The sequence below is a fragment of the Nocardia sp. XZ_19_369 genome, from assembly GCF_015355715.1.
Taxonomy (GTDB): domain Bacteria; phylum Actinomycetota; class Actinomycetes; order Mycobacteriales; family Mycobacteriaceae; genus Nocardia.
Genome location: NZ_JACVED010000001.1, coordinates 809,506 through 828,554, shown reverse-complemented (window position 1 = coordinate 828,554; position 19,049 = coordinate 809,506). Strand labels below are relative to the sequence as shown.

Sequence of the window (19,049 nt, the reverse complement as noted above, 5' to 3'; positions counted from 1 at the left end):
TGCATGCATGCGCATCCACTAATTCATTTTCCGAAAGGACCGCCATGGTCAACGGCCATCGCGCACCCGCCATCTCGGCACTGGGCCTGCGCAAATCATTCGGCGAGCACGTCGTGCTCGACGGCATCGACATCACCGTCCCCGAGGGCACGGTCTACTCGCTGCTCGGCCCCAACGGCGCCGGCAAGACCACCACCGTGCAGATCCTGAGCACCCTCATCCACGCCGACGGCGGCGAAACCCGGGTCGGCGGCCACGATGTCGAGTCCGAACGCGACGCGGTGCGTAAGGCGATCGGGGTCACCGGCCAGTTCTCCGCGGTCGACGAATTGCTCACCGGCCGGGAGAACCTGATCCTGATGGGCGACCTGCAGCATCTGCCGCGGCGCGAAAGCAAAAGGCTGGCAGCGGATCTGCTGGCGCGCTTCGACCTGGTCGAGGCGGGCGACAAGCCCGCGTCCACCTACTCCGGCGGCATGACCCGGCGGCTGGATCTGGCGATGACCCTGGTCGGCGATCCGCGCATCATCTTCCTCGACGAGCCGACCACCGGTCTGGATCCGCGCAGCCGCCGGGTCATCTGGGATCTCATCCGCGGGTTGGTCGACGACTACAACGTCACCGTCTTCCTCACCACGCAGTATCTGGAGGAGGCCGACCACCTGGCCGACCGCATCGCGGTGCTCGACCACGGCCGGATCGTCGCGGAAGGCACTGCGGCGGAACTGAAGCGGCTGGTGCCGGGTGGTCATATCCGGTTGCAGTTCGCCGACCGCACCGCCTTGTTCGCCGCGTCCGCCGCGCTGGGTGTCGCCGCGCGGTTGGTCGATGACGACGACGCCGACGATGACGATCTGACCCTCGCGGTACCGAGCGACGGCAGCGTGAAATCGCTACGGGCCTTGCTGGATCGACTCGACTACGAACAGATCGAGGTCGAGGGGCTCGCGGTGCACACGCCCAATCTCGACGATGTCTTCCTCACCCTCACCGGCCAGCCGACCTCCGAAAAGGAAACCGTCGCATGAGTACCATGTCCTACGCCCTCGCCGACTCCGCAACGATGTTGCGGCGCAATCTGACCCACGCCAAGCGCTATCCGAGCATGAGCATCGGCGTCGTCGTGATGCCGACCGTCCTGCTGCTGGTCTTCAAGTTCGTCTTCGGCGGCGCGCTCGAAAAGTCTTCCGGCGGAAACTATATCGACTACCTCGCGCCCGGCATGCTGCTGATGGTCCCGGCCTACATCACGGCGTCGGTGGCGGTGTCCATCGCCTCCGATACGTCCAAGGGCATCGTCAACCGGTTCCGCACCATGGGCATCACGCAGTCGTCGATGCTGACCGGTCATGTGCTCGGTGCGCTGCTGCAAGCACTGGGCGGCATCGTGTTGATGGCCGCGGTCTCGCTGCTCATCGGGTGGCGCCCCGACGCCAACGTGGCCGAATGGATCGCCGCGTTCGGTCTGCTCAGCTTCACCATCTTCGGATTGAACTGGCTCGCAGTGGCCTTGGGCCTGCTGTCGTCGAACCCGGAGGGCGCGAGCAACGTCGTCTTCCCGATCATCATGCTGCCGTTCCTCGGCAGCGGCCTGGTCGGCACCGACACCATGCCTGTCGGGCTGCGCCAGTTCGCCGAGTATCAGCCGTTCACGCCGATCACCGAGACGGTGCGCGGCCTGCTGATGGGCAGCGAGATCGGTAACAACGGCATCCTCGCGCTCGCCTGGTGCGCCGGCCTCACCGCCGCGGGGTTCTTCTGGGCCAACTCGATTTTCCGCCGCCAGACCCAGTGAGCACGACTACACGATGAGGGGTACCGATCCCCCCGCCATAGCCGGCGGGGGGATCGTTCTGTTTGTCAGACCGTGCCGGACAGCAGCGTTTTGCCGGTGGACGCCAACCGGATCTCCACGGCTCGGATCTGGTCCGGCGCCTTGTCGATGGTCCGGTCGATGGTCAGCTCGGTGCCCGGACCGGCCGGCCATTGATCGAGTTCGGTCTGGCTGCCGTCGGTGCCGAGCACGAACAGCTTCAAAGTCCAGTTGTACTGCTGGTTACTCGGTCCGTAACTGCAGCTCATCACGATCCGCGTCCGGTTGTCGGCCCGCAAGACCTTGAAACTCGCCGTCACCGGACTCGGCTCGAGCGCCTGCATACTGCGTTCGGCGATAACCTGTTCGGTGCTGGGGGTGTCCGACGAGGTGACGGAGGCGACCACCGGCACCGCGATGGCCACCGCGGCGGCCGCGGCCGCGACGGCGGCACCGACGGACACCCACCGGCTGCGGCGCCTGCGCTTTTCGGCTGCGGCGGCGAGCCTCGGCAGCAGTTGGGGCACCGGGGGGCCTGCCTCGGGCGCAGGCGAGCTCGCGTCCGCCGCAACGGCTTCGGGCGGCTCGAGCAGCGCCAGCGCGGTCGCCGGATCGACCATGGCGAGCATGCCTGGCATCCCGGCCAGCTCAGCGACGGCGGCCTGGCAGGCGGGGCAGCCGGCCAGATGCTCCTCGTACTCCCGGCGTTCGGTCCGGGTCAGGGAGCCGAGCACGTAAGGCGCGTCCCACGTGGTGTAGTCATCCGCGAGTTCGTTCATTGGTTCGTCACCCCCATCTCCTGTAATGCCAGCCGTAGTGCCCGCATGCCGTAGTGCATTCGCGATTTCACCGTGCCCGGCGGAATATCGAGTTCCGCGGCGATCTGATGTGTGGAAAGGCCCCGATAGTAGGCCCGCACGATCACCTCGCGGTGGTCGGGGCTGAGCTTGCCCAACGCATCCGCGACCACCCAGCCGTCCAGCGCGCGGTCGGCCTGGTCGGGGGTGGCCTGCTCGGGCGGTGCGTCGGTGCGGAACTCGCGCCGATTGCGGGCGCTGCGATGCTCATCCACGGCGAGATTGCGGGCCACGGTGAACAGCCACGCGCGCGCCGAGGTGTCGGACTGATCCAACACGTTCGGGCGTTGCCACGCCCGCAGCAACGTTTCCTGCACGATGTCCTCGGCCCGGCCGGGGTCGCGCACCAGACCGAGCGTGTACCGCCACAGCGCGGCCGCGTGTTCGTCGTACAGGACCCGCAACAACTCCGTACGGTTGTCGGGCATTGCTCACCTCCCGCTCATCCCACGAATCAGCAGGGGTGAACGGTTCAATCGGAGCGCACATCTCAATTTCGTTCGAGTTCGATCGGGTGTGTTGCCAGCAGCGAAAGGGGAAGGGGCTGGCGGCGCAGCACGTGCGCCCAGAGGTCCGCGCGGCCGGTGCTGATCGGGTCGGAGGGCAACGCGGACAGCACGATCCAGTCGTCGTTCTCCAGCTCGCCCTCGAGCTGCCCGAAGGTCCAGCCGGCGTATCCCGCGAACACCCGGATGCCCTCGACCAGCCTGCCGATCTCCTCCGGATCCGCGTCCAGGTCGACGAGCACCACCCGGCCGTCGATCCGGCGCAGGCCGGGCACACCGTCGATGGTCGCGCCGACGCGCACGGTGCCGAGGCACAGTGCCGCGTCCCGTTTGACCGGGCCGCCGATGAACAGGGTGCGCGGCGCGGCCGCCACCTCCGTCCAGCGGGGAAGCACGTCGTGCACGGCCGTATCGCTCGGCCGGTTCAGCACGACGCCGAGGCTGCCCGCCTCGTTGTGCTCGATGATGTAGACAACGGTGCGCCGAAAGGTGGGTTCGGCCAGCTCGGTCGCCGACACCAGCAGCGTGCCGGCGCGCACCACCTGCTCGCCGTGCCGGAAATCGCGCCGCTTACGGTCGCCGTGCCCGCCGCGAGTTTTCCGATCATCCGGGTCGTCTGCGCGTGCCACTCGGACATCATCGCAGTTGTTTCGGGGATATGCGCTTCCGCAGACGAGTTAGGTGCCCGGAATTTGCGTCGGGGGCCGGTGTAGGGCGAGTTCGGGCGTCGTAGAGTCCGTGTCATGGAACCGCCCGAGGTGCGCCTCGAGAACAGCGACACCGTGTACGACTTCTATCTCGAGCATCGGCAGAATCGGCTGAAAGCCTGGGGTGCGTACGCCATTCTGGCCCGTCGCTACTATCCCCGCGTCGCGTACGCCGAGGGTGCGCGCGCCGGTTTGCGGGCCGCGATTCGGCAGGGCCGACCGTTGTTGATCTCGATCAATCATCTTTCCGAGAACGATCCGTATACGGTCGCGGCGGCGGCGTGGCGCAGCGCGTTGCGACCGGTGATCGGGCGGGTGCGGGTGCTGGCCAAGGACGAGCTGTTCGAGGAGCCCGAGCAGCGGCGCAAGATCGACATGATGGGCGGGATACCGGTGTTCCGCGGCAAGGATCACGGGATCCGGGCGGTCAATGCGGCTGGTCAGCGGATGATGGATATCTGCGCACAGCGGATCGCGCGCGGCGACGGGGTCGCGGTGTTCCCGGAGGGCACCTGCAACGAGGTCGACCCCACCCAGGTGCAGCCGGTCGGTAGCGGCATCGGGCACATCGCGTTTCGCGCGATGAAGCTCGGCGTCGAGCCGGTGCTGGTGTCCATGGGCCTGAGTTACGGGCCACGCCTGGACCCCACCGTGCAGCCGAACAAGGAGGAGGCCAAGTCGGCCAGCTTCTACTTCGGGAAGCCGATCACCGAATTGCCGACCAAGCCCGGCGATATCGCGCGTCTGGTGCGCGCCGATCTGCAACAGGCGCTCGACGGGGCGGTCGCCGCTTACTGAGGCAGGTTCAAACTGTCGCGTGCCCAATGCGGCACCATCACCAGGTATTCGGGCCTGGTCTCGATGAAGTGGTGCACCATCGGGCACATGGGCAGTGCGCCCAGTTTGTCCTGGGCGGTGCTGTTCAACGCCGCCTCGACCAGTACGCGGCCGTAGCCCTGGCCCTCGTAGCGCGGGTAGATCTCGGTGTGCACGAACGCGCGTTCGGCTTGGGTGTCTTGATATTCGACGTACCCGGCGTTCGCGTCGTCGACATAGAGCTCGAAGCGTTCCAGCGCGGTGTTGATACGGACCTCCGTCGACATGGCTCGACGCTACTCCCGTGCGACGTCATCCGCGCATTCCGCAACGCCTACCGTCCGGTCCGCTCGGTTCCCGTCCGGTCTGCCGACGGGTAGCGGCTCAGCCGCCGTGACCGGCGGAATCGGTCGCTCGACTTGTCTCCTCGCTCCCGGCCTGCGCAGAATGCTCATGATCGGGGTCGCGCACGCGCGCGTGGCGGCGGCCCGTGGAGGTACGAAACATGATGAAGGTTCGGCTGTTCTCCGGTGCCGCGGCTGCCATGGCCGCGGGCCTGCTCGGTGGATCGATCATGTCCGGTCCGGCCGCGGCCGCGCCGGGTCCGTCCTTCGGCGAGTGCCCGGCGGGATCCGTGGCCGCTGGTCATGGCGTGCGGTGTGCCGTCGTCGAGGTGCCGATGAACTACGCGGAACCGGACGGGCCGAAGATCCAGGTGACCGTCAGCCGGATCGCGGCGACCGGTGAACGGCGCGGTGTCGTCTTCGCCAATCCGGGTGGGCCAGGCGCGGACGGACTGGACTTCTGGGGCCAGCGGACCGACGTGTTTCCTGCCGAGTTGATCACCCACTACGACCGGATCGCGGTGCAGCCGCGCGGATTGCGCTGGGCCACCCCGCTGGACTGCGCGACCGGGGACGGCGGGCCGGTGTCGCTCGGCGGCGGCGACCGCAACGCCATCAAGAAGGCCTGCGACGCCGCGCTGCCCGGCTACCTCGACACCATCACCACCGAGAACACCGCCCGCGATATGGACGCGGTGCGTGCGGCACTCGGTCTGGCGCGGATCAGTTTCCTCGGCACCTCGTACGGCACCTACCTCGGCGCCGTGTATGCCTCGCTGTTCCCCGACCGGGTCGAGCGAATGGTGTTGGACTCCAACGTCAATCCCGACTGGGTGTGGACCGAGGAGTTCGCGCAGCAGCAGATCGCGGGTAAGCAGCGGCTCGACGATCTGTTCACCTGGATCGCCGAGCACAGTTCCGAATATCACCTCGGCGACACCGCTTTGCAGGTTTATCAGAACTGGGTACGCCTCGCCGTCGACCAGGGTGGCGGCTGGTACGCCAACCTAACCCCGCCCCCGGCCAGCCTCGCCGACCTGCCCGGTTCCTTGCCCGAACCGCTGGCCGAGATCGCCCGCGACGGCTACAACGGTGGTCTGGAACAGACCGGCAAACTGCAGAACCTGTTGCGCACCTTGATCTCTCGCGGTGCCACCACGCAGGGCCCACTGCTCGGCGCCACCTCGGTCGCCACCTATACCCGCACCTACTGGCCCACCTTCGCCCGCGCGATGGCCGATGCCCTCGCCAACCCGACGAACGTGCAACGCCTGCGCACCATCGAGGGCGCCACCTCCACCGACACCACCGGGCGTTCCGTCTTCGCCGCGATCACCTGCAATGAGAACGCCATCCCCGGCCGCCCGGACGTCATCGGCTCGGCGATTGCCACCATCGCCTCCGGTGGTAATGCGATGGACGCCAGGGCCGACCTGGTTCGGTCCGGAATGGCCTGCGGCTCTTGGAAACCCGTCACCACACCGGTCGCGATCAGCGGTGCCGGGCTCGCCACCCCGCCGCTGGTGATCCAGAGCAAGCACGACGCCCTGACCAAATATGAAGGCGGACCTGCTATGTCGCGTGCGCTGAACGGGTCCCTCGTCACCGTCGAAGGTGGGGACCACGGGAACTTCGGCCGCGGTAACCCCGCGGTCGACGACGCCGTGATGACCTATCTGCGCACCGGGCAGGTGACGATCACGCACGCAGCGGAAGCGCCACTGCCTGTGCGCTGACGCGTTCGGCTCGACCGTGCGTCAGACGATCTCACCGGTCTGCAACGCGGCGAGGATGTTGAGCACCATCGAGAGCGGGCCGTACAGTGCCGCCGCCAACGGATCACCGCCGTTCTGACCAGCCAGAACCCAATCGAAACTGAACGAGCTCATAGCATTCCTCCATGTGTCGGCTTCAGGTCGCAAAACGCCAAGCACCATATATTCGTGGCGGAACACAGCGCGGATGGGCGCGGTCTCGGCAGCGGCACGCAGCGCGGATGTCTGGCCGAGTGGACGATAACTTCGTGGGAGCGTTGCCTGTCCGGTTCGGGCGGATCACACTGCGAAACATGACCACGTGGACACCGCTGCACGGGCATCCGTATCAGCCGATTCCTTACCACCCCAACCGGATTCCCGTCGCGGAAGCACTCGCCAAGTCGGCCGAGTTCCGTCGGCGGATGGACGAGCGTCGCACCGTGCGGATGTTCTCGACCGATCCGGTGCCGGAGCAATTGGTGCTCGACGCCATCGCGGTGGCCAACACCGCGCCGTCGGGCGCCCATCAACAACCGTGGACCTTCGTCCTCGTCGAAGATCCAGAGGTGCGCGCCAGAATTCGGGAGGCGGCCGAAGCCGAGGAACGCCTCTCCTACAACGGCCGCCTAGGCGAGGAATGGCTGTCCGCGCTGCGCCCCCTCGGCACCGACGAGCACAAGCCGCACCTCACCGAGGCCCCGTACCTGCTCGTCGTCTTCCAGCAGCGTTTCGGCCTGCGCCCCGACGGCACCACCTACAAGCACTACTACGGCGACGAATCGGTAGGCATCGCGGTGGGCATGCTCCTCACCGCCCTGCACATCTCCGGCCTGGCCGCCCTCACCCACACGCCGAGCCCGATGAAGTTCCTCTCCGAAGTCCTCAACCGCCCCCGCAACGAAAAAGCCTTCGCCGTCATCCCCATCGGCTACCCCGCCGACCACGCCGTAGTCCCCGACCTCACCCGCAAAACCATGGACCAGGTCCTCATCCGAATCTGAACGCCGACAACAGTTACCCGGCGCGACGAAACCCCAGAACGGGGTAATGCGGGTCGGTCCCACCTGCTCTGCCCTGGCCGTGGCCGATGAACGATGCCGCCGCGGCCAAGTGGAGCTGGTGGCGAGCACCGAGCGCGGTGAGTTGTGCACAGGTATCGGTGTGCGGTCGATCTTCCGGAACGGCGTTGTCTGCCAGGCGTGCGGCAGCGACCTTGTCCGCCGTGGTGAGGAAAAGCCCGCCGGGCCGTAGAACTCTGGCCACTTCGGTCAGTACCGGTTCGGCGTCGGCGAGCAAGTGCAACAACCACACTGCGGTGACGGTGTCGATCGAGTCGTCCGGCAGCGGGAGCGCGGTAGCGTCGGCTCGCGCCACTCTGCCCGGCAATCGTCGGGCCGCATGCCGCAGCATGCCGTCCGAAAGATCTATGCCGACCACGCGGTGCCCGAGCGCCGCGAGTTCGGTGGCCACGATCCCGGTGCCGACGGCAAGGTCGAGGACCAGACTGCGCGGCGGCAGCATGCTACTGAGTGCGGAAGCCGCAGCGACAGCTCTGGGCACCCCGCCTCGGGTCCGGTCGTAGTGGGTCGCTTCGTCGTCGTAGTCGAGCACCCCATCATCATGCGTAACCCGGTGTGCGATGGGTGGATCCGGTATATCGGTGCGCCTGCCTCTTACTGTTCGTACGCCCATCACGGAAGTGTCGGGTAGCTCGACAGTTTGACCCGCCGGTAATAGCATTTTGATACATGTCTTCGGTGTTTCCGTCGATAGCCTGCTCCGCATGTCATTCAACGGGTCGCCCCCGCATGTCATCCGAGCGGTTGTCTTCGACTGGCGAGGCACGCTTGTTTCGGAACTTACGCCGCAAGGTTGGGCTCGCGAGGCGCTGCTGCGGGCCGGTCGTGAATCCCACGCCGATGCCGTGCACGAGTTGTTGCTGGACATCAAAACGGCTGCGGGTCAACCGAATCGGCTGCAATCGCCGCAGGGCAATATCAGCTACGAAGCTCATCGGGACACCTATTATGCGGTGTTCACGGAGGCGAAACTGCCCAGCGAAGTCGCCAACGCACTATTCGAGGTGGATTCCGACGCGAGCCTCAACAAGTTTGCCGTCGACGCCGCCGCCACCCTCATCGCGCTCAAGCAAAGCGGCTTCGAGATCTGCGTTCTCAGCAACATCCACTTCGATATCCGGCCCGCCTTCAAAGACGCGAACCTGCTCGACTTGATCGACACCTTCGTCCTGTCCAGTGAGGAAGGTGTGCAGAAACCGGACCCCGCAATATTCATGCGGGCACTCGAAAAACTCGGCACCTGTGCCGCGGAAACGCTGATGGTCGGCGACCGCCCCTCCCGAGACGGCGTCGCCGTCGAGGTCGGCATGCCGACCCTGCTCGTCCCGGCCTTGACCGACCCGCAGCAACGCCGGCTGCACCTCGTCACGAGCGCGGTCGGAGTCGATCTCGGGATGCTCCCGCCCATGCGGAACGACTCAATGCGCAACGCCAGCAGGGGAATTCCCGACAGTCGACGACAGGAAGCGCTGACGTAACAGCCGCGAAGGCCGAGTCCGTTTCATACCGGGCGGACTCGGCGCGGTCGAGTCAGCCGGATCGCATGTTCGATCAGACCGAGCCCGGCATCGAACGCACTGGGAGAACCGGCGAGGCGTGCCTAGCGGGGTACCGGTGGCAGGTCGGGCACCTCGGCGACCAGTTCCTCGGGCGCGGACAGCCGCCACGCCTCGAAGACGAGTTCGGCCAGCTCGTCGGCGTCGATGCCGGACAGGTGCACGACGACCCAGCCGAAACCGCCTGCCGTGAACTGTTCCTCGAACACCTCGGGCCGCTCGGATACCAGCGCCTTCTGCTCGGAGAGGGTTTGCTTCAGGCCGACCGTCTGGGTGCGTGGCCAGTAATAGCCGAACAGCTTGCCGCGCACCTTGTACGAGGTGTACTTCTCGCCTTTGGTGGGTTGCACGTCGGCGAGTGTGCCCACAATCCGGAAGAACTCGTCACTCTGCACAGCCACCGTGGACTCCTTGAAAAGTCAGAATCCGAAATATACCTGTGCCAATTCATCCCGCCGCATCGGTGGGCGGCCGCGGGGGTCGAGCTCAGCGGGTGACGGTGGCCGAGGTGAGCACGACCTGCTGGACGGGGACGTCCTGCGCGCCCGTCTTGACCTTGCCGATCTGGTCGACGACGTCCTGGCCGCGGGTGACCTTGCCGAATACCGCGTAACCCCAGCCGTCCTGGCCCGGGTAGTCGAGGAACGCATTGTCGTTGGTGTTGATGAAGAATTGGGCCGACGCCGACTGTGGGTCGGACGTGCGGGCCATCGCCACGCTGTAGGTGACGTTCTTCAGCCCGTTCTTCGCCTCGTTCTCGACCTTGTTCGGCGCGGGCTTCTCGCGCATGGTGGTGTCGATGCCACCGCCCTGGATCATGAAACCGTCGATCACCCGGTGGAAAATCGTGCCGTCGTAGTGGCCACTGTTGACGTAGGTCAGGAAATTACGCACGGTCTTGGGCGCCTTCGCTTCATCGAGTTCGAGCTCGATGTCACCCATGGAGGTTTGCAGCAGGACCTTGATCATGATTTCCCCAATTTGTGCGACAGGCTCAGTCCCGCAGTCGCCCTGACGGACTCGTGCTCCAACCGAGCTGGACACGGACCAGTGCATCTTACCGGTGCGTGGCCAGGAGGAATCGGGTTCAGCGGGACTGACCGCTACACAGTCGGTTCGGGCAGCTCCGCACCGGTCTCCAGCAAGGACTTGAGCCCGGACAAGATACTCGGCCAACCACCGCTGATCGATTCCAGCAGAGCGCTTCCCGGCTGAAAGCCGTCATGCACCACGGTCAGCTTCACTACCTCGTCCCCGGCGGGCTCGAGTTCGAAGGTCACCTTCGAGCGCGGCTCGTCGGCCAATGCGGCCACCTCACTCGCCGGCATGCCGAAGGTTTCCGCGAACGCCGGATCGAAGGTGTGCCAGGTGTAGGCCAGCTTGGTGTACGGGTCGGCTTCCAGCACAACCTGTTCCGGATCCTTGCTGGTCCAATCCTTCTGGTGCCACACCATTTCGGAGCCGGGCTGCCAGTCGGTGTCGAAGGTCGCGCCCCAGTAGCGATCGGTGAACGCCGGGTCGGTGAGTGCGTGCCACAGCGTTTCCGGGGTGGTCTTGATGTAGGTCGTGTAGACGAATGCGTTGTCGCTCATGGGTTTTGCCTCCAGTACCTTCTTGAGATCGGCCAGCGCGTGCACGCGGGCACGGTGGTAGTTGGTGATCCAGCGCTCGGTGATGGCGTTGATGGGTTCGGCGTTGAGGTAGTGCAGTTTTTCGCGGCCGCTGCGACGGGTGGTGATCAAGTTGGCTGCCTCCAGGACGGCCAGGTGTTTGCTGACCGACTGGCGCGCCATCGCGAGCCCGGCGCACAACTCGCGCAGGGTTTGCCCGTTGCGTGCGTTGAGGCTGTCGAGCAGTCGCCGCCGATGGGGGTCGGCCAGCGCCTTGAATACCTCGTCCATGCCACCTTCCAGATTTAAGCAGCCGCTCGGCTGCATGTTCAGAGATTAGGCAGCCAAAAGGCTGCATGTCAAGGATGGCCCCGAGAAGTAATGCATTGTCGCGGCGAAATGTAGTAGATATGCTACGAGTCGACGGTAACCCGCAACGGGGAGAGAACCATGACAGTGGGTCAGGGCGTCGCAATCGACGTCGAGAAACTGCGGATGCGCTACGGCAGCACCGATGTCCTGCACGACGTGACATTCCAAGCGCGACACGGCGAGGTGCTGGTGCTGCTCGGTCCGAACGGAGCGGGTAAGACGACCACCATCGAGATCCTGGAGGGCTTCCGCATGCGGTCGGCCGGCCGCGCCGAAGTGCTCGGCACCGATCCGGCGCACGGCGACGAGGCCTGGCGGGCACGCATCGGCGTCGTCCTGCAATCATGGCGCGATCACGGCAAGTGGCGGGTGCGCGAACTGCTCGACTACCTGGGTGCCTTCTATGCGCCCTACGGCACCGACGCGATCCAACGCCCATGGGACACAGATGAACTCATCAAGGCCGTGGGTCTCACCGGCCAGGCGTCGAGCAGGATCAAAGACCTGTCCGGCGGCCAGCGCCGCAGGATCGACGTGGCGATCGGCATCGTGGGCCGCCCGGAAGTGCTGTTCCTGGACGAGCCGACCGCGGGCTTCGACCCGGAGGCCCGGCGCGAGTTCCACGATCTGGTCCATCGCCTCGCCGACGACCAGCAGACCACCATCCTGCTCACCACCCACGATCTCGACGAGGCCGAGAAACTCGCCGACCGGATCCTGATCCTGGCCGGCGGGCGCATCATCGCGGACGGTTCGGCCGACGAACTCTCCCGCCGGATATCCGGTGCGGCCGAGGTGAGCTGGACCAACGGCGGGCAACGATTCGTGCACTCCACCACCGAGTCGACCGAGTTCGTGCACGAACTGTTCAAGCAGTACGGCGAGGCCATCGGCGACCTGGAGGTCCGCCGCGCCTCACTGGAGGACACCTATATGACGCTGGTGCGCCGGTTCGAATCCGGGCAGGTCGAGTCCGAGGTGCACACGATCGAGGAGGTAGGGCGATGAATCCGATGGCGATTGCGGTTCGGCAGGGCTGGACGCGCGGCATGATCGAGCTGAGACAAGCACTCACCAACGGCCAAGACCTGTTCGGGATCCTGTTCTGGCCCGTCGCCATGCTGGTGGTGCTGTTCTTCATGCGGAACGCGTCGTTCGAGGGCAGCGGCGTACTGCTCGGCTCGCTCGCGTTGCCCAGCACGATCGGCATGCTGGTCGCGGTCAACGGCATGATCGGCATGGGGCAGCAGCTCACCCTCGACCGGGAAGACGGCACGCTGCTGCGGGCCAAGGCGACCCCGAACGGCATGGTCGGCTACCTGATCGGCAAAATCGTCCAGGTGTCCGGCTGGGTGCTCATTCCGTCTGCGCTGCTGCTGGTCGGCGGCATGTTCATCGTCGACGGACTCGCGCTCGGCCAGGTCGGGTCGTGGGTGACGTTGACCTGGGTGATGGTGCTCGGCCTGCTCGCCACCCTGCCGATCGGTGCGATCTTCGGCTCGGTGTTCGCCGACCCGCGCAACTTCGCGCTGATGACTTTCCCGATCATGGCGCTCGTCGCGGTGTCCGGCATCTTCTACCCGATCACCTCGATGCCCGGCTGGGTGCAGGGCGCGGCGCAGGTGTTCCCGGTGTACTGGCTCGGGCTCGGCATGCGCTCGGCGCTGCTGCCGGACGAGGCGGTCGCGATCGAACTCGGACAGTCCTGGCGGCACCTGGAAACGGTTGGCGTGCTCGGCATCTGGGCGATAGCGGGCTTGCTCATCGCGCCGGTGGTGCTGCGCAGGATGGCCCGCCGCGAGTCCGGCTCCAGTGTGGCCGTCCGACGGGAGAAAGCGATGCAGCGTGCCTACTGAGGTCATCTACAACCGCATCGCGATGTTGCGCGCCGAGCGCGGCATCTCGCGCCGCGAGTTGGCGGAGGCGCTCGGCGTGCACTATCAAACGATCGGCTACCTGGAACGCGGTGAGTACAGCCCGAGCTTGCATCTGGCCCTGCGGATCGCGGCCTACTTCGAGGTGACCGTGGAGGTGGTGTTCTCCACCAGCCCCTTCCCGCGCCTCGGGTCCCGCGTCGAGACAGCTTGACCCGCAAGCCGACTCGACGCTCGGACCGGCGGCACTACGCGTGGTCGCCGCGGAGCACGGCGAAGGTCGGGACGAGCTCGCCGCGCCGCCCACTTTCGGCAATCGCCCTGTGCCAGTAGGCCTGAACGGTCCGGGCCAGGGCGGTGTCGACGCCGACGGCCTCGCTGGTCTCGAGCACGTGCCGCGCGCCCGCCGCCATCATCCGCAGATTCGCGACGTCGCCCAGCCCGCCGGCCTGCGCCGACGCGGCCAGACCCGCGTACACATCGTCGACCCGACCCAGTGAACGCTGGGCATAAGGCAGGAAGCGATCGATCGGCTCGCCGGAGCGGTCGATCATCGCCAGCGCCTGTTCGACCCCGAGTAGCAACGGATTGAAGATGGCAAGGACCGCTTGGTAATAGAGCTGGGCCAAGCCCTCGTCCTCGCCGAGATACTCCGGTGTGTTCAGCACGCTCAACAGGTCACGATGGGCTTCGAACACCGCACGGCGACCGGCGTAGAACACGTAGGACTCAGGGTTGGTGAGACCGTCGCTCTGTGCCATGACGCCGCCGGCCAGGAAGTCCCCGCCGTGCGAGCGCACCCACGCCGCCGCCTCGCGCGTGTTGGCGGGGGAATCGGAGGACAGGTTGGCAATCACCTTGCCCGCCAAGTGATCCGATGCCCGGCCGAGTGCGTCGTACATCGCTGCGTAGTGCGTGAGGCTGACCACGATCAGGTCGTTGGCGTCGAGGGCCTCGCGGACTGTCGCGGCGCGCCGGGCGCCGAGTTCGACTATGGCATCGGCCTTTTCGGAGCTGCGGTTCCACACCGTCACCGCGACACCGGCGTCCAGGAAGGCCCGGACCACAGCCTGACCCATCGGCCCCAGACCGACGACGGAGAGGGAGCCGATGGGTTTCCGCTGCGGCATGTCGACTAGACCTTGTCCCCGCGGAGTAGTGCGTAGGTAGAGACGGCCTCGCCCTTCTCCTCGGTGGCGGCAATGGCCTTGCGCCAGAACGACTGTGCGGTGTGCGAGAACGTCGCGTCGACGCCGACCTCCTCGCTGGCGTCGATGATGTGCTGCGCGCCGGCATCCATCATTTTCAGGCTCGCCAGGGTGGCCCAGCCGCCGTTCTGGTTGGCCACCGAGAACTCCTCCATGAAATAGGGGAACGCGGCGGCGGAGCGGACGGCGAACGGGATGAACTGGCTGATGCTGTGGCCGGAGCGGTCGATCATCGCGGTCGCCTGGTCGAAGGCGAGCAGCCACGGATGGAAGATGGTCAGCAGCGCCTGGTAGAAGATCTGCGCGAGACCATCGTCCGCGCCCAGGTACTCCTGCGGGCTCAGCGGGCGCAGCAGCTCGGCGTGCGCGTCGAAGACCGCGCGCGGGCCGCTGTAGAAGATGTACGACGCAGGATGGGCGATGTTGTCACCCGCCGACATGACGCCGCCGGACAGGAACTGCGCGCCGTGCGAGCGGACCCATTCCGCACCCTTGCGGGCCTTCTCCGGCGAATCGGAGGACAGGTTGGCGATCACCTTGCCCGCCAGGTGGTCGGTGGCCTGGCCGAGCACGTCGTACATGGCGGCGTAGTGGGTGAGGCTCAGCACGGTCACCTCGTTGGCGTCCAGTGCGTCGGCGACGGTCGCGGCCGGCTTGGCACCGAGTTCGACCATCGCGTCGACCTTGTCGGTGCTGCGGTTCCACACGGTCACCTCGACGCCTGCGTCCAGGAAGGCCCGGACCATCGACTGGCCCATCGGGCCGAGGCCGACGACGGAGACGGAGCGGGGGCTGGTCTGTGCGGACATTGTGTGTCCCTTCGCTTCTGGTTCGGATGGTATCGGCGCCGGGACCAATACTCGTTGCCGCAGGTAGAGTCGGGAAGACCGAACGTTCAGGTGGGGTTGCTTACCTAGAGGTTCGAAATATGGTCAGAAGGAGTGCGGTGGACATGAGCAGTGACGCGGATCACGACGTGTGTGGCATGTCCGTGGCGATCGATGTCGTCGGCGGCAAATGGAAACTGCACCTGATGTGGGCGCTGAGTGAGCGCCCGCAACGATTCGGCGAGATCCGCCGCCTGCTGGCCGGCGTCAGCGAAAAGGTGCTCGCGGAAAACCTGCGGCACCTCGAGGCGAGCGGTGTCGTGCACCGGGAGGTCTATCCCGAGGTTCCGCCCCGGGTCGAATACTCCCTCACCCCGCTCGGCGCGGAACTGGCGGTGGCCCTGCGCCCCCTCGAAGAGTGGGGCGACAAGCACCGCCACGAACTCCTCGGCAACCTGCTGGCTTCGGCGAGCTAGGTTTCTGTAATCGCTTGCAGCGCCGGTCTTATCGAGACAGGTGCTGCTCTGCTATCTGTGCGCCTATTTGCCGCAAAAGCTGACTCGCCTGCGCGATCGAGCGGGCCGGGTCCGGTTCCAGATCGGTGAGGGCGTAGCAGGCGGTGAAGCCCGCCGCGCGGATCTCCTGTGCGGCAAGAAGATTGCGGCCCGCGACGGCGATGACGGGGATCCTGGCCTTGCGTGCAGATGCGCAGACGCCGATGGGGGCCTTGCCGTGCAGGCTCTGCGCATCGAGCGAACCCTCACCGGTGATGACGAGTTCGGCACCGTCGAGAAGTGCGGGAAAGTCCAGCAGTTCGAGGATCACCTCGATGCCGCTGCGCATCTGAGCGCCGAGGACTGCGAGCGCGCCGAAACCTGTTCCGCCCGCGGCGCCGGCGCCGGGATGATCCGCGAAGGTGGGGCCTGCGAGTCGTGCCCAGTTCGTGAGTGCCGCTTCGAGAAGGCCGAAATCGGCTGTATCGGTGCCTTTCTGGGGCGCGTAGACCGCGACGGCGCCCTTGGGGCCGAGTAGTGGGTTGTCCACATCGCAGGCCAGTGTGAAAGTGCTGGCGGCGATTCCAGGATGGAGGCCGGAAAGGTCCAACTGAGCGGCCTGGGTCAAAGCCGCACCGCCATGGGCCAATTCGTGGCCGACGGCATCCAGGATGCGGGCACCGAGCGCCTGCACCATGCCCGCACCGCCATCGGTGGAAGCGCTGCCGCCCAGACCCAGCACTATATGAGTAGCACCGTTGTCGAGCGCGTGGGCGATGACCACCCCCAACCCGAAGGTGCTCGCACCCAGCGGATCCGGCCGTCCCGCAGGAAGTTTCGCGAGACCGACCACCGCGGCCAACTCGATGACGGCTGTCTCCGCCTGCACCGCGTACGACGTGCTGCCCGGCACACCGGTAGGTCCGGGCGCGGACAACTCGACCCGCGTCCACCCGCTCGCCACGAACGCGTCGACGGTTCCGTCCCCGCCGTCGGCGACCGGCACCTGCCGAACCTGCACCGCCGGTGCGACTCCCGCGATGCCCGTCGCGAGCGCGGCCGCCACCTGCGGTGCGGTCAGCGACCCCTTGAACTTGTCCGGGGCGAGCACCACCCGGCGAACGGTCTCGCGCGTCATCCCCACATTCTCGGGTGCGCGCCGGAAAACCGCGCGGCACCTCCGGCCTGGTGCGCCGTGAACTGCGGATTCAAGAAAAGAGAGCAGTGCTCTTGACGCGCCTTCGCGAAAGTGGAACACTTATCGCAACAGAGAGCAGTGCTCACAAAGGAGATCGACGATGGACCACAGCACCCGCTACATCGGCCCGGCCGGCCTGGACCCGATCATGAACCGGATCTTCAACTGGCTGCCCAGGCTCGGGATCAGCGTGATGGGCTCGCGGCTGCTGGCGGTCCGCGGTCGCAAGAGCGGCCAGTGGCGGACCACGATGGTCAACCTGATGGTGCGTGAAGACGGCGCCCGCTTCCTCATCGCCCCGCGCGGGCACACGCAATGGGTACGCAATCTGCGCGTGGCCGGCGGCGGCGAACTGCGGCTCGGGCGCAAGGTCGAGGAGTTCACCGCCACCGAGATCGCCGACGCGGACAAGGTCCCGCTGCTGCGGCTGTACCTGCGCAAGTGGGGCTGGGAGGTGGGCAAGTTCTTCGAGGGCGTCACCAAGGACGCCACCGACGCGGAATTGGCCGCTATCGCACCGGGATTCCCGGTCTTTCAGATCAACTGATCAGGCAGAGCGAACGAGGAATTCGATCGCCGCCGCATACCCCTGAATTCCCATCCCGGCGACCACCGCGGTCGCGATCGGGGAGATATAGGAGTGATGCCGGAACTCCTCACGGGCGTGCACATTGCTGATATGCACCTCCACAATGGGGAGTTCCGGGATCACCAGCGCGTCCCGCAGCGCCACCGAGGTGTGGGTGAGCCCGCCGGGATTGATCACGATGCCCGACTCGACGCCGCGCGCCCGATGGATCCGGTCGATCAGCGCGCCTTCGGAATTGGATTGGAAGGCGGCGATCTCGCGGCCGTAGCGTTGCGCGGTCTGCCTGCAGAGCTCGACTACGTCGTCCAGCGTCGCCGACCCGTAGACCTCCGGCTGACGAGTGCCGAGCATGTTCAGGTTCGGGCCGTTGAGAACCAGGATCGGACCGGGTGCGGACATGCCCGCAACTTTAGTCGTAGGCCTGCTGTCGAAGCCCCACCCGGCGGGTCCGGGGCCTACAGTCCCTGCGGCCCTTCCGAGCGTAGGTCGTCCACTTTGCGCATGGCGTCGCGCAGTTCCGCCAACCAGGATTCCGCATGCTGGCCGGCCAGTTTCACCGTCCAGGCCAGCGCGTCCGCCCGCGAACGCGCCACGCCCGAGTCGACCAGCGTGTCGAGCACCTTGCGTTCGGGCTGACGCAGCCGGGTCATGACGGGGACCGCCAGGTGGGTGAACATGATCCGTTCCCCGTCCACCGACACACCCCACGCAACACTGCGGCCGTAGCGTCGCTGCGCCTCGTCCGCGATCTGCATGCGGGCCGGGCGGGTGGACTCGCGGAAGCGCGAGACAGCGCCCTCCTTGGTCGCCCGCGGCACTTCCTCGGTGGCCGCTGCCGCGGTGCCTTCCGCGTCGACGGGAGTCTTCTCGGGCTGGGGGATCGGCAGTTCACCGATGACGACGATCTCGTCCCGGTCGATCTCGATGACGGGGGGACCGGCGAACCAGTCCTCGGGCAACCTGCCCGCGAACCAGTCCGGCACGTCGGCGGGATCCGGTAGGTCGGCCTGCTGCCAGCCGCCCGGTCGTCCGAAGCCCCGTCCCCGGTGTTGATGCCTCATGAGGGGATCACCTACTTACTCTTCAGTGTTTCTTACAGTGATTACAAGATTACGTCGCAATGCGCGCCAATGGTTCCGCTCTGTGCGAACAGAGTTCGCCGGTGGTTAACGGGGGTGATTCGCGGTTCGTAGACGCTCGCTCTGGGTACTCATTGATCCGAAACGCCGAGTAGGGCAGTAAGTGCACAACTTTGCGTGGGGCCCCGGTACGGTAGCGGCGCCGGTTGTCGCCGTAGCACTGGACAACGATCAGGATCGGGCCCCCGAGACGGGAGCTTTCGGGCACAATTGAGATGCTGAGCATGGGTAACGTCCTTGTGGCGGAGGCACCGCAGACAGGTCTTTTTCAGGTACGGTGGTCTTGTTACTGGAGTGACAAGA

General features: G+C 66.2%; 25 protein-coding genes. 11 read left to right on the top strand and 14 right to left on the bottom strand.

Going from position 1 to position 19,049, the window contains the following annotated elements; translation table 11 throughout:
- Positions 1-44 precede the first annotated feature (44 nt).
- Complete coding sequence (locus IBX18_RS03875) at positions 45-1,028, top strand: ATP-binding cassette domain-containing protein (RefSeq protein WP_194832338.1); 984 nt, start codon at positions 45-47, stop codon at positions 1,026-1,028.
- Positions 1,025-1,795 (top strand): ABC transporter permease, encoded by a 771-nt coding sequence (locus tag IBX18_RS03870; RefSeq protein ID WP_194832337.1) that lies wholly within the window; start codon positions 1,025-1,027, stop codon positions 1,793-1,795. Before IBX18_RS03875 ends, IBX18_RS03870 begins: the two co-directional genes overlap by 4 nt.
- Positions 1,796-1,860: 65 nt before the next feature.
- On the opposite strand, the gene IBX18_RS03865 is transcribed toward IBX18_RS03870, so the two are convergent.
- The 3 genes from IBX18_RS03865 to IBX18_RS03855 all read right to left on the bottom strand — a co-directional run bounded on the left by IBX18_RS03865 (position 1,861) and on the right by IBX18_RS03855 (position 3,805).
- Positions 1,861-2,592: an anti-sigma factor gene (locus IBX18_RS03865; RefSeq protein WP_194832336.1), complete on the bottom strand. Its 732-nt coding sequence runs from the start codon at positions 2,590-2,592 to the stop codon at positions 1,861-1,863.
- Positions 2,589-3,098 carry a sigma-70 family RNA polymerase sigma factor gene (locus IBX18_RS03860; protein ID WP_194832335.1) on the bottom strand — a complete coding sequence of 170 codons (510 nt, stop codon included), beginning with the start codon at positions 3,096-3,098 and terminating at the stop codon, positions 2,589-2,591. The genes IBX18_RS03865 and IBX18_RS03860 overlap by 4 nt, the downstream gene beginning before the upstream one ends.
- Before the next feature lie 62 nt (positions 3,099-3,160).
- Positions 3,161-3,805: a YqgE/AlgH family protein gene (locus tag IBX18_RS03855; RefSeq protein WP_107653328.1), complete on the bottom strand. Its 645-nt coding sequence runs from the start codon at positions 3,803-3,805 to the stop codon at positions 3,161-3,163.
- A 114-nt stretch (positions 3,806-3,919) separates the two neighbouring features.
- Between IBX18_RS03855 and IBX18_RS03850 the strand changes: the two genes are divergently transcribed.
- Positions 3,920-4,681 (top strand): 1-acyl-sn-glycerol-3-phosphate acyltransferase, encoded by a 762-nt coding sequence (locus tag IBX18_RS03850; RefSeq protein WP_194832334.1) that lies wholly within the window; start codon positions 3,920-3,922, stop codon positions 4,679-4,681.
- Here the strand turns inward: IBX18_RS03850 and IBX18_RS03845 are convergent.
- The gene (locus IBX18_RS03845; protein ID WP_107653326.1) at positions 4,675-4,986 is read right to left on the bottom strand and encodes a GNAT family N-acetyltransferase; all 312 of its coding nucleotides are present in this window, start codon (positions 4,984-4,986) and stop codon (positions 4,675-4,677) included. The genes IBX18_RS03850 and IBX18_RS03845 overlap by 7 nt on opposite strands.
- A gap of 218 nt (positions 4,987-5,204) precedes the next feature.
- Here IBX18_RS03845 and IBX18_RS03840 point away from each other — a divergent pair, with 218 nt between their 5' ends.
- On the top strand, positions 5,205-6,779 hold the full coding sequence (locus IBX18_RS03840; protein WP_194832333.1) for an alpha/beta hydrolase: 1,575 nt from the start codon (positions 5,205-5,207) through the stop codon (positions 6,777-6,779).
- A gap of 21 nt (positions 6,780-6,800) precedes the next feature.
- On the opposite strand, the gene IBX18_RS42770 is transcribed toward IBX18_RS03840, so the two are convergent.
- Entirely contained in the window at positions 6,801-6,932 is a 132-nt protein-coding gene (locus IBX18_RS42770; RefSeq protein WP_255528012.1) for a hypothetical protein, read from the bottom strand.
- A gap of 179 nt (positions 6,933-7,111) precedes the next feature.
- Between IBX18_RS42770 and IBX18_RS03835 the strand changes: the two genes are divergently transcribed.
- Complete coding sequence (locus IBX18_RS03835) at positions 7,112-7,801, top strand: nitroreductase family protein (RefSeq protein ID WP_194832332.1); 690 nt, start codon at positions 7,112-7,114, stop codon at positions 7,799-7,801.
- A gap of 13 nt (positions 7,802-7,814) precedes the next feature.
- Here IBX18_RS03835 and IBX18_RS03830 read toward each other — a convergent pair whose 3' ends face one another.
- Positions 7,815-8,411, bottom strand: coding sequence for a class I SAM-dependent methyltransferase (locus tag IBX18_RS03830; RefSeq protein ID WP_194832331.1), 597 nt, complete (start codon positions 8,409-8,411; stop codon positions 7,815-7,817).
- A gap of 172 nt (positions 8,412-8,583) precedes the next feature.
- On the opposite strand from IBX18_RS03830, the gene IBX18_RS03825 reads away from it, so the two are divergent.
- Positions 8,584-9,357: an HAD family hydrolase gene (locus tag IBX18_RS03825; protein ID WP_228540285.1), complete on the top strand. Its 774-nt coding sequence runs from the start codon at positions 8,584-8,586 to the stop codon at positions 9,355-9,357.
- Positions 9,358-9,479: 122 nt separating this feature from the next.
- On the opposite strand, the gene IBX18_RS03820 is transcribed toward IBX18_RS03825, so the two are convergent.
- The 3 genes from IBX18_RS03820 to IBX18_RS03810 form a co-directional block, all read right to left on the bottom strand.
- Entirely contained in the window at positions 9,480-9,836 is a 357-nt protein-coding gene (locus IBX18_RS03820) for an MmcQ/YjbR family DNA-binding protein (protein WP_194832330.1), read from the bottom strand.
- A gap of 85 nt (positions 9,837-9,921) precedes the next feature.
- On the bottom strand, positions 9,922-10,404 hold the full coding sequence (locus IBX18_RS03815; protein WP_186818764.1) for a peptidylprolyl isomerase: 483 nt from the start codon (positions 10,402-10,404) through the stop codon (positions 9,922-9,924).
- Positions 10,405-10,538: 134 nt separating this feature from the next.
- On the bottom strand, positions 10,539-11,336 hold the full coding sequence (locus IBX18_RS03810) for a metalloregulator ArsR/SmtB family transcription factor (RefSeq protein WP_194832329.1): 798 nt from the start codon (positions 11,334-11,336) through the stop codon (positions 10,539-10,541).
- 159 nt (positions 11,337-11,495) lie between these two features.
- Between IBX18_RS03810 and IBX18_RS03805 the strand changes: the two genes are divergently transcribed.
- The 3 genes from IBX18_RS03805 to IBX18_RS03795 are packed head-to-tail and all read left to right on the top strand — an operon-like array spanning position 11,496 to position 13,505.
- Positions 11,496-12,425: an ABC transporter ATP-binding protein gene (locus IBX18_RS03805; RefSeq protein WP_194832328.1), complete on the top strand. Its 930-nt coding sequence runs from the start codon at positions 11,496-11,498 to the stop codon at positions 12,423-12,425.
- On the top strand, positions 12,422-13,273 hold the full coding sequence (locus IBX18_RS03800) for an ABC transporter permease (RefSeq protein WP_194832327.1): 852 nt from the start codon (positions 12,422-12,424) through the stop codon (positions 13,271-13,273). The genes IBX18_RS03805 and IBX18_RS03800 overlap by 4 nt, the downstream gene beginning before the upstream one ends.
- Positions 13,263-13,505, top strand: coding sequence for a helix-turn-helix transcriptional regulator (locus tag IBX18_RS03795; RefSeq protein WP_107653318.1), 243 nt, complete (start codon positions 13,263-13,265; stop codon positions 13,503-13,505). Before IBX18_RS03800 ends, IBX18_RS03795 begins: the two co-directional genes overlap by 11 nt.
- Positions 13,506-13,539: 34 nt before the next feature.
- On the opposite strand, the gene IBX18_RS03790 is transcribed toward IBX18_RS03795, so the two are convergent.
- Both IBX18_RS03790 and IBX18_RS03785 read right to left on the bottom strand, forming a co-directional pair.
- Positions 13,540-14,421, bottom strand: a complete 882-nt coding sequence (locus IBX18_RS03790; RefSeq protein WP_194832326.1) for an NAD(P)-binding domain-containing protein — start codon at positions 14,419-14,421, stop codon at positions 13,540-13,542.
- 5 nt (positions 14,422-14,426) lie between these two features.
- Positions 14,427-15,308: an NAD(P)-binding domain-containing protein gene (locus IBX18_RS03785; protein ID WP_194832325.1), complete on the bottom strand. Its 882-nt coding sequence runs from the start codon at positions 15,306-15,308 to the stop codon at positions 14,427-14,429.
- A gap of 143 nt (positions 15,309-15,451) precedes the next feature.
- On the opposite strand from IBX18_RS03785, the gene IBX18_RS03780 reads away from it, so the two are divergent.
- Positions 15,452-15,802, top strand: coding sequence for a helix-turn-helix domain-containing protein (locus tag IBX18_RS03780; protein WP_228540284.1), 351 nt, complete (start codon positions 15,452-15,454; stop codon positions 15,800-15,802).
- A gap of 28 nt (positions 15,803-15,830) precedes the next feature.
- Here the strand turns inward: IBX18_RS03780 and IBX18_RS03775 are convergent, their stop codons facing one another.
- Positions 15,831-16,958, bottom strand: coding sequence for a glycerate kinase (locus IBX18_RS03775; protein WP_194832324.1), 1,128 nt, complete (start codon positions 16,956-16,958; stop codon positions 15,831-15,833).
- A gap of 160 nt (positions 16,959-17,118) precedes the next feature.
- On the opposite strand from IBX18_RS03775, the gene IBX18_RS03770 reads away from it, so the two are divergent.
- On the top strand, positions 17,119-17,565 hold the full coding sequence (locus IBX18_RS03770; RefSeq protein WP_194832323.1) for a nitroreductase family deazaflavin-dependent oxidoreductase: 447 nt from the start codon (positions 17,119-17,121) through the stop codon (positions 17,563-17,565).
- Here the strand turns inward: IBX18_RS03770 and aroQ are convergent, their stop codons facing one another.
- Together aroQ and IBX18_RS03760 are read right to left on the bottom strand one after the other, a co-directional pair.
- Positions 17,566-18,006 (bottom strand): type II 3-dehydroquinate dehydratase, encoded by a 441-nt coding sequence (gene aroQ, locus IBX18_RS03765; protein ID WP_107653312.1) that lies wholly within the window; start codon positions 18,004-18,006, stop codon positions 17,566-17,568.
- A gap of 56 nt (positions 18,007-18,062) precedes the next feature.
- Positions 18,063-18,668 carry a hypothetical protein gene (locus IBX18_RS03760; protein ID WP_194832322.1) on the bottom strand — a complete coding sequence of 202 codons (606 nt, stop codon included), beginning with the start codon at positions 18,666-18,668 and terminating at the stop codon, positions 18,063-18,065.
- Positions 18,669-19,049: the final 381 nt, after the last annotated feature.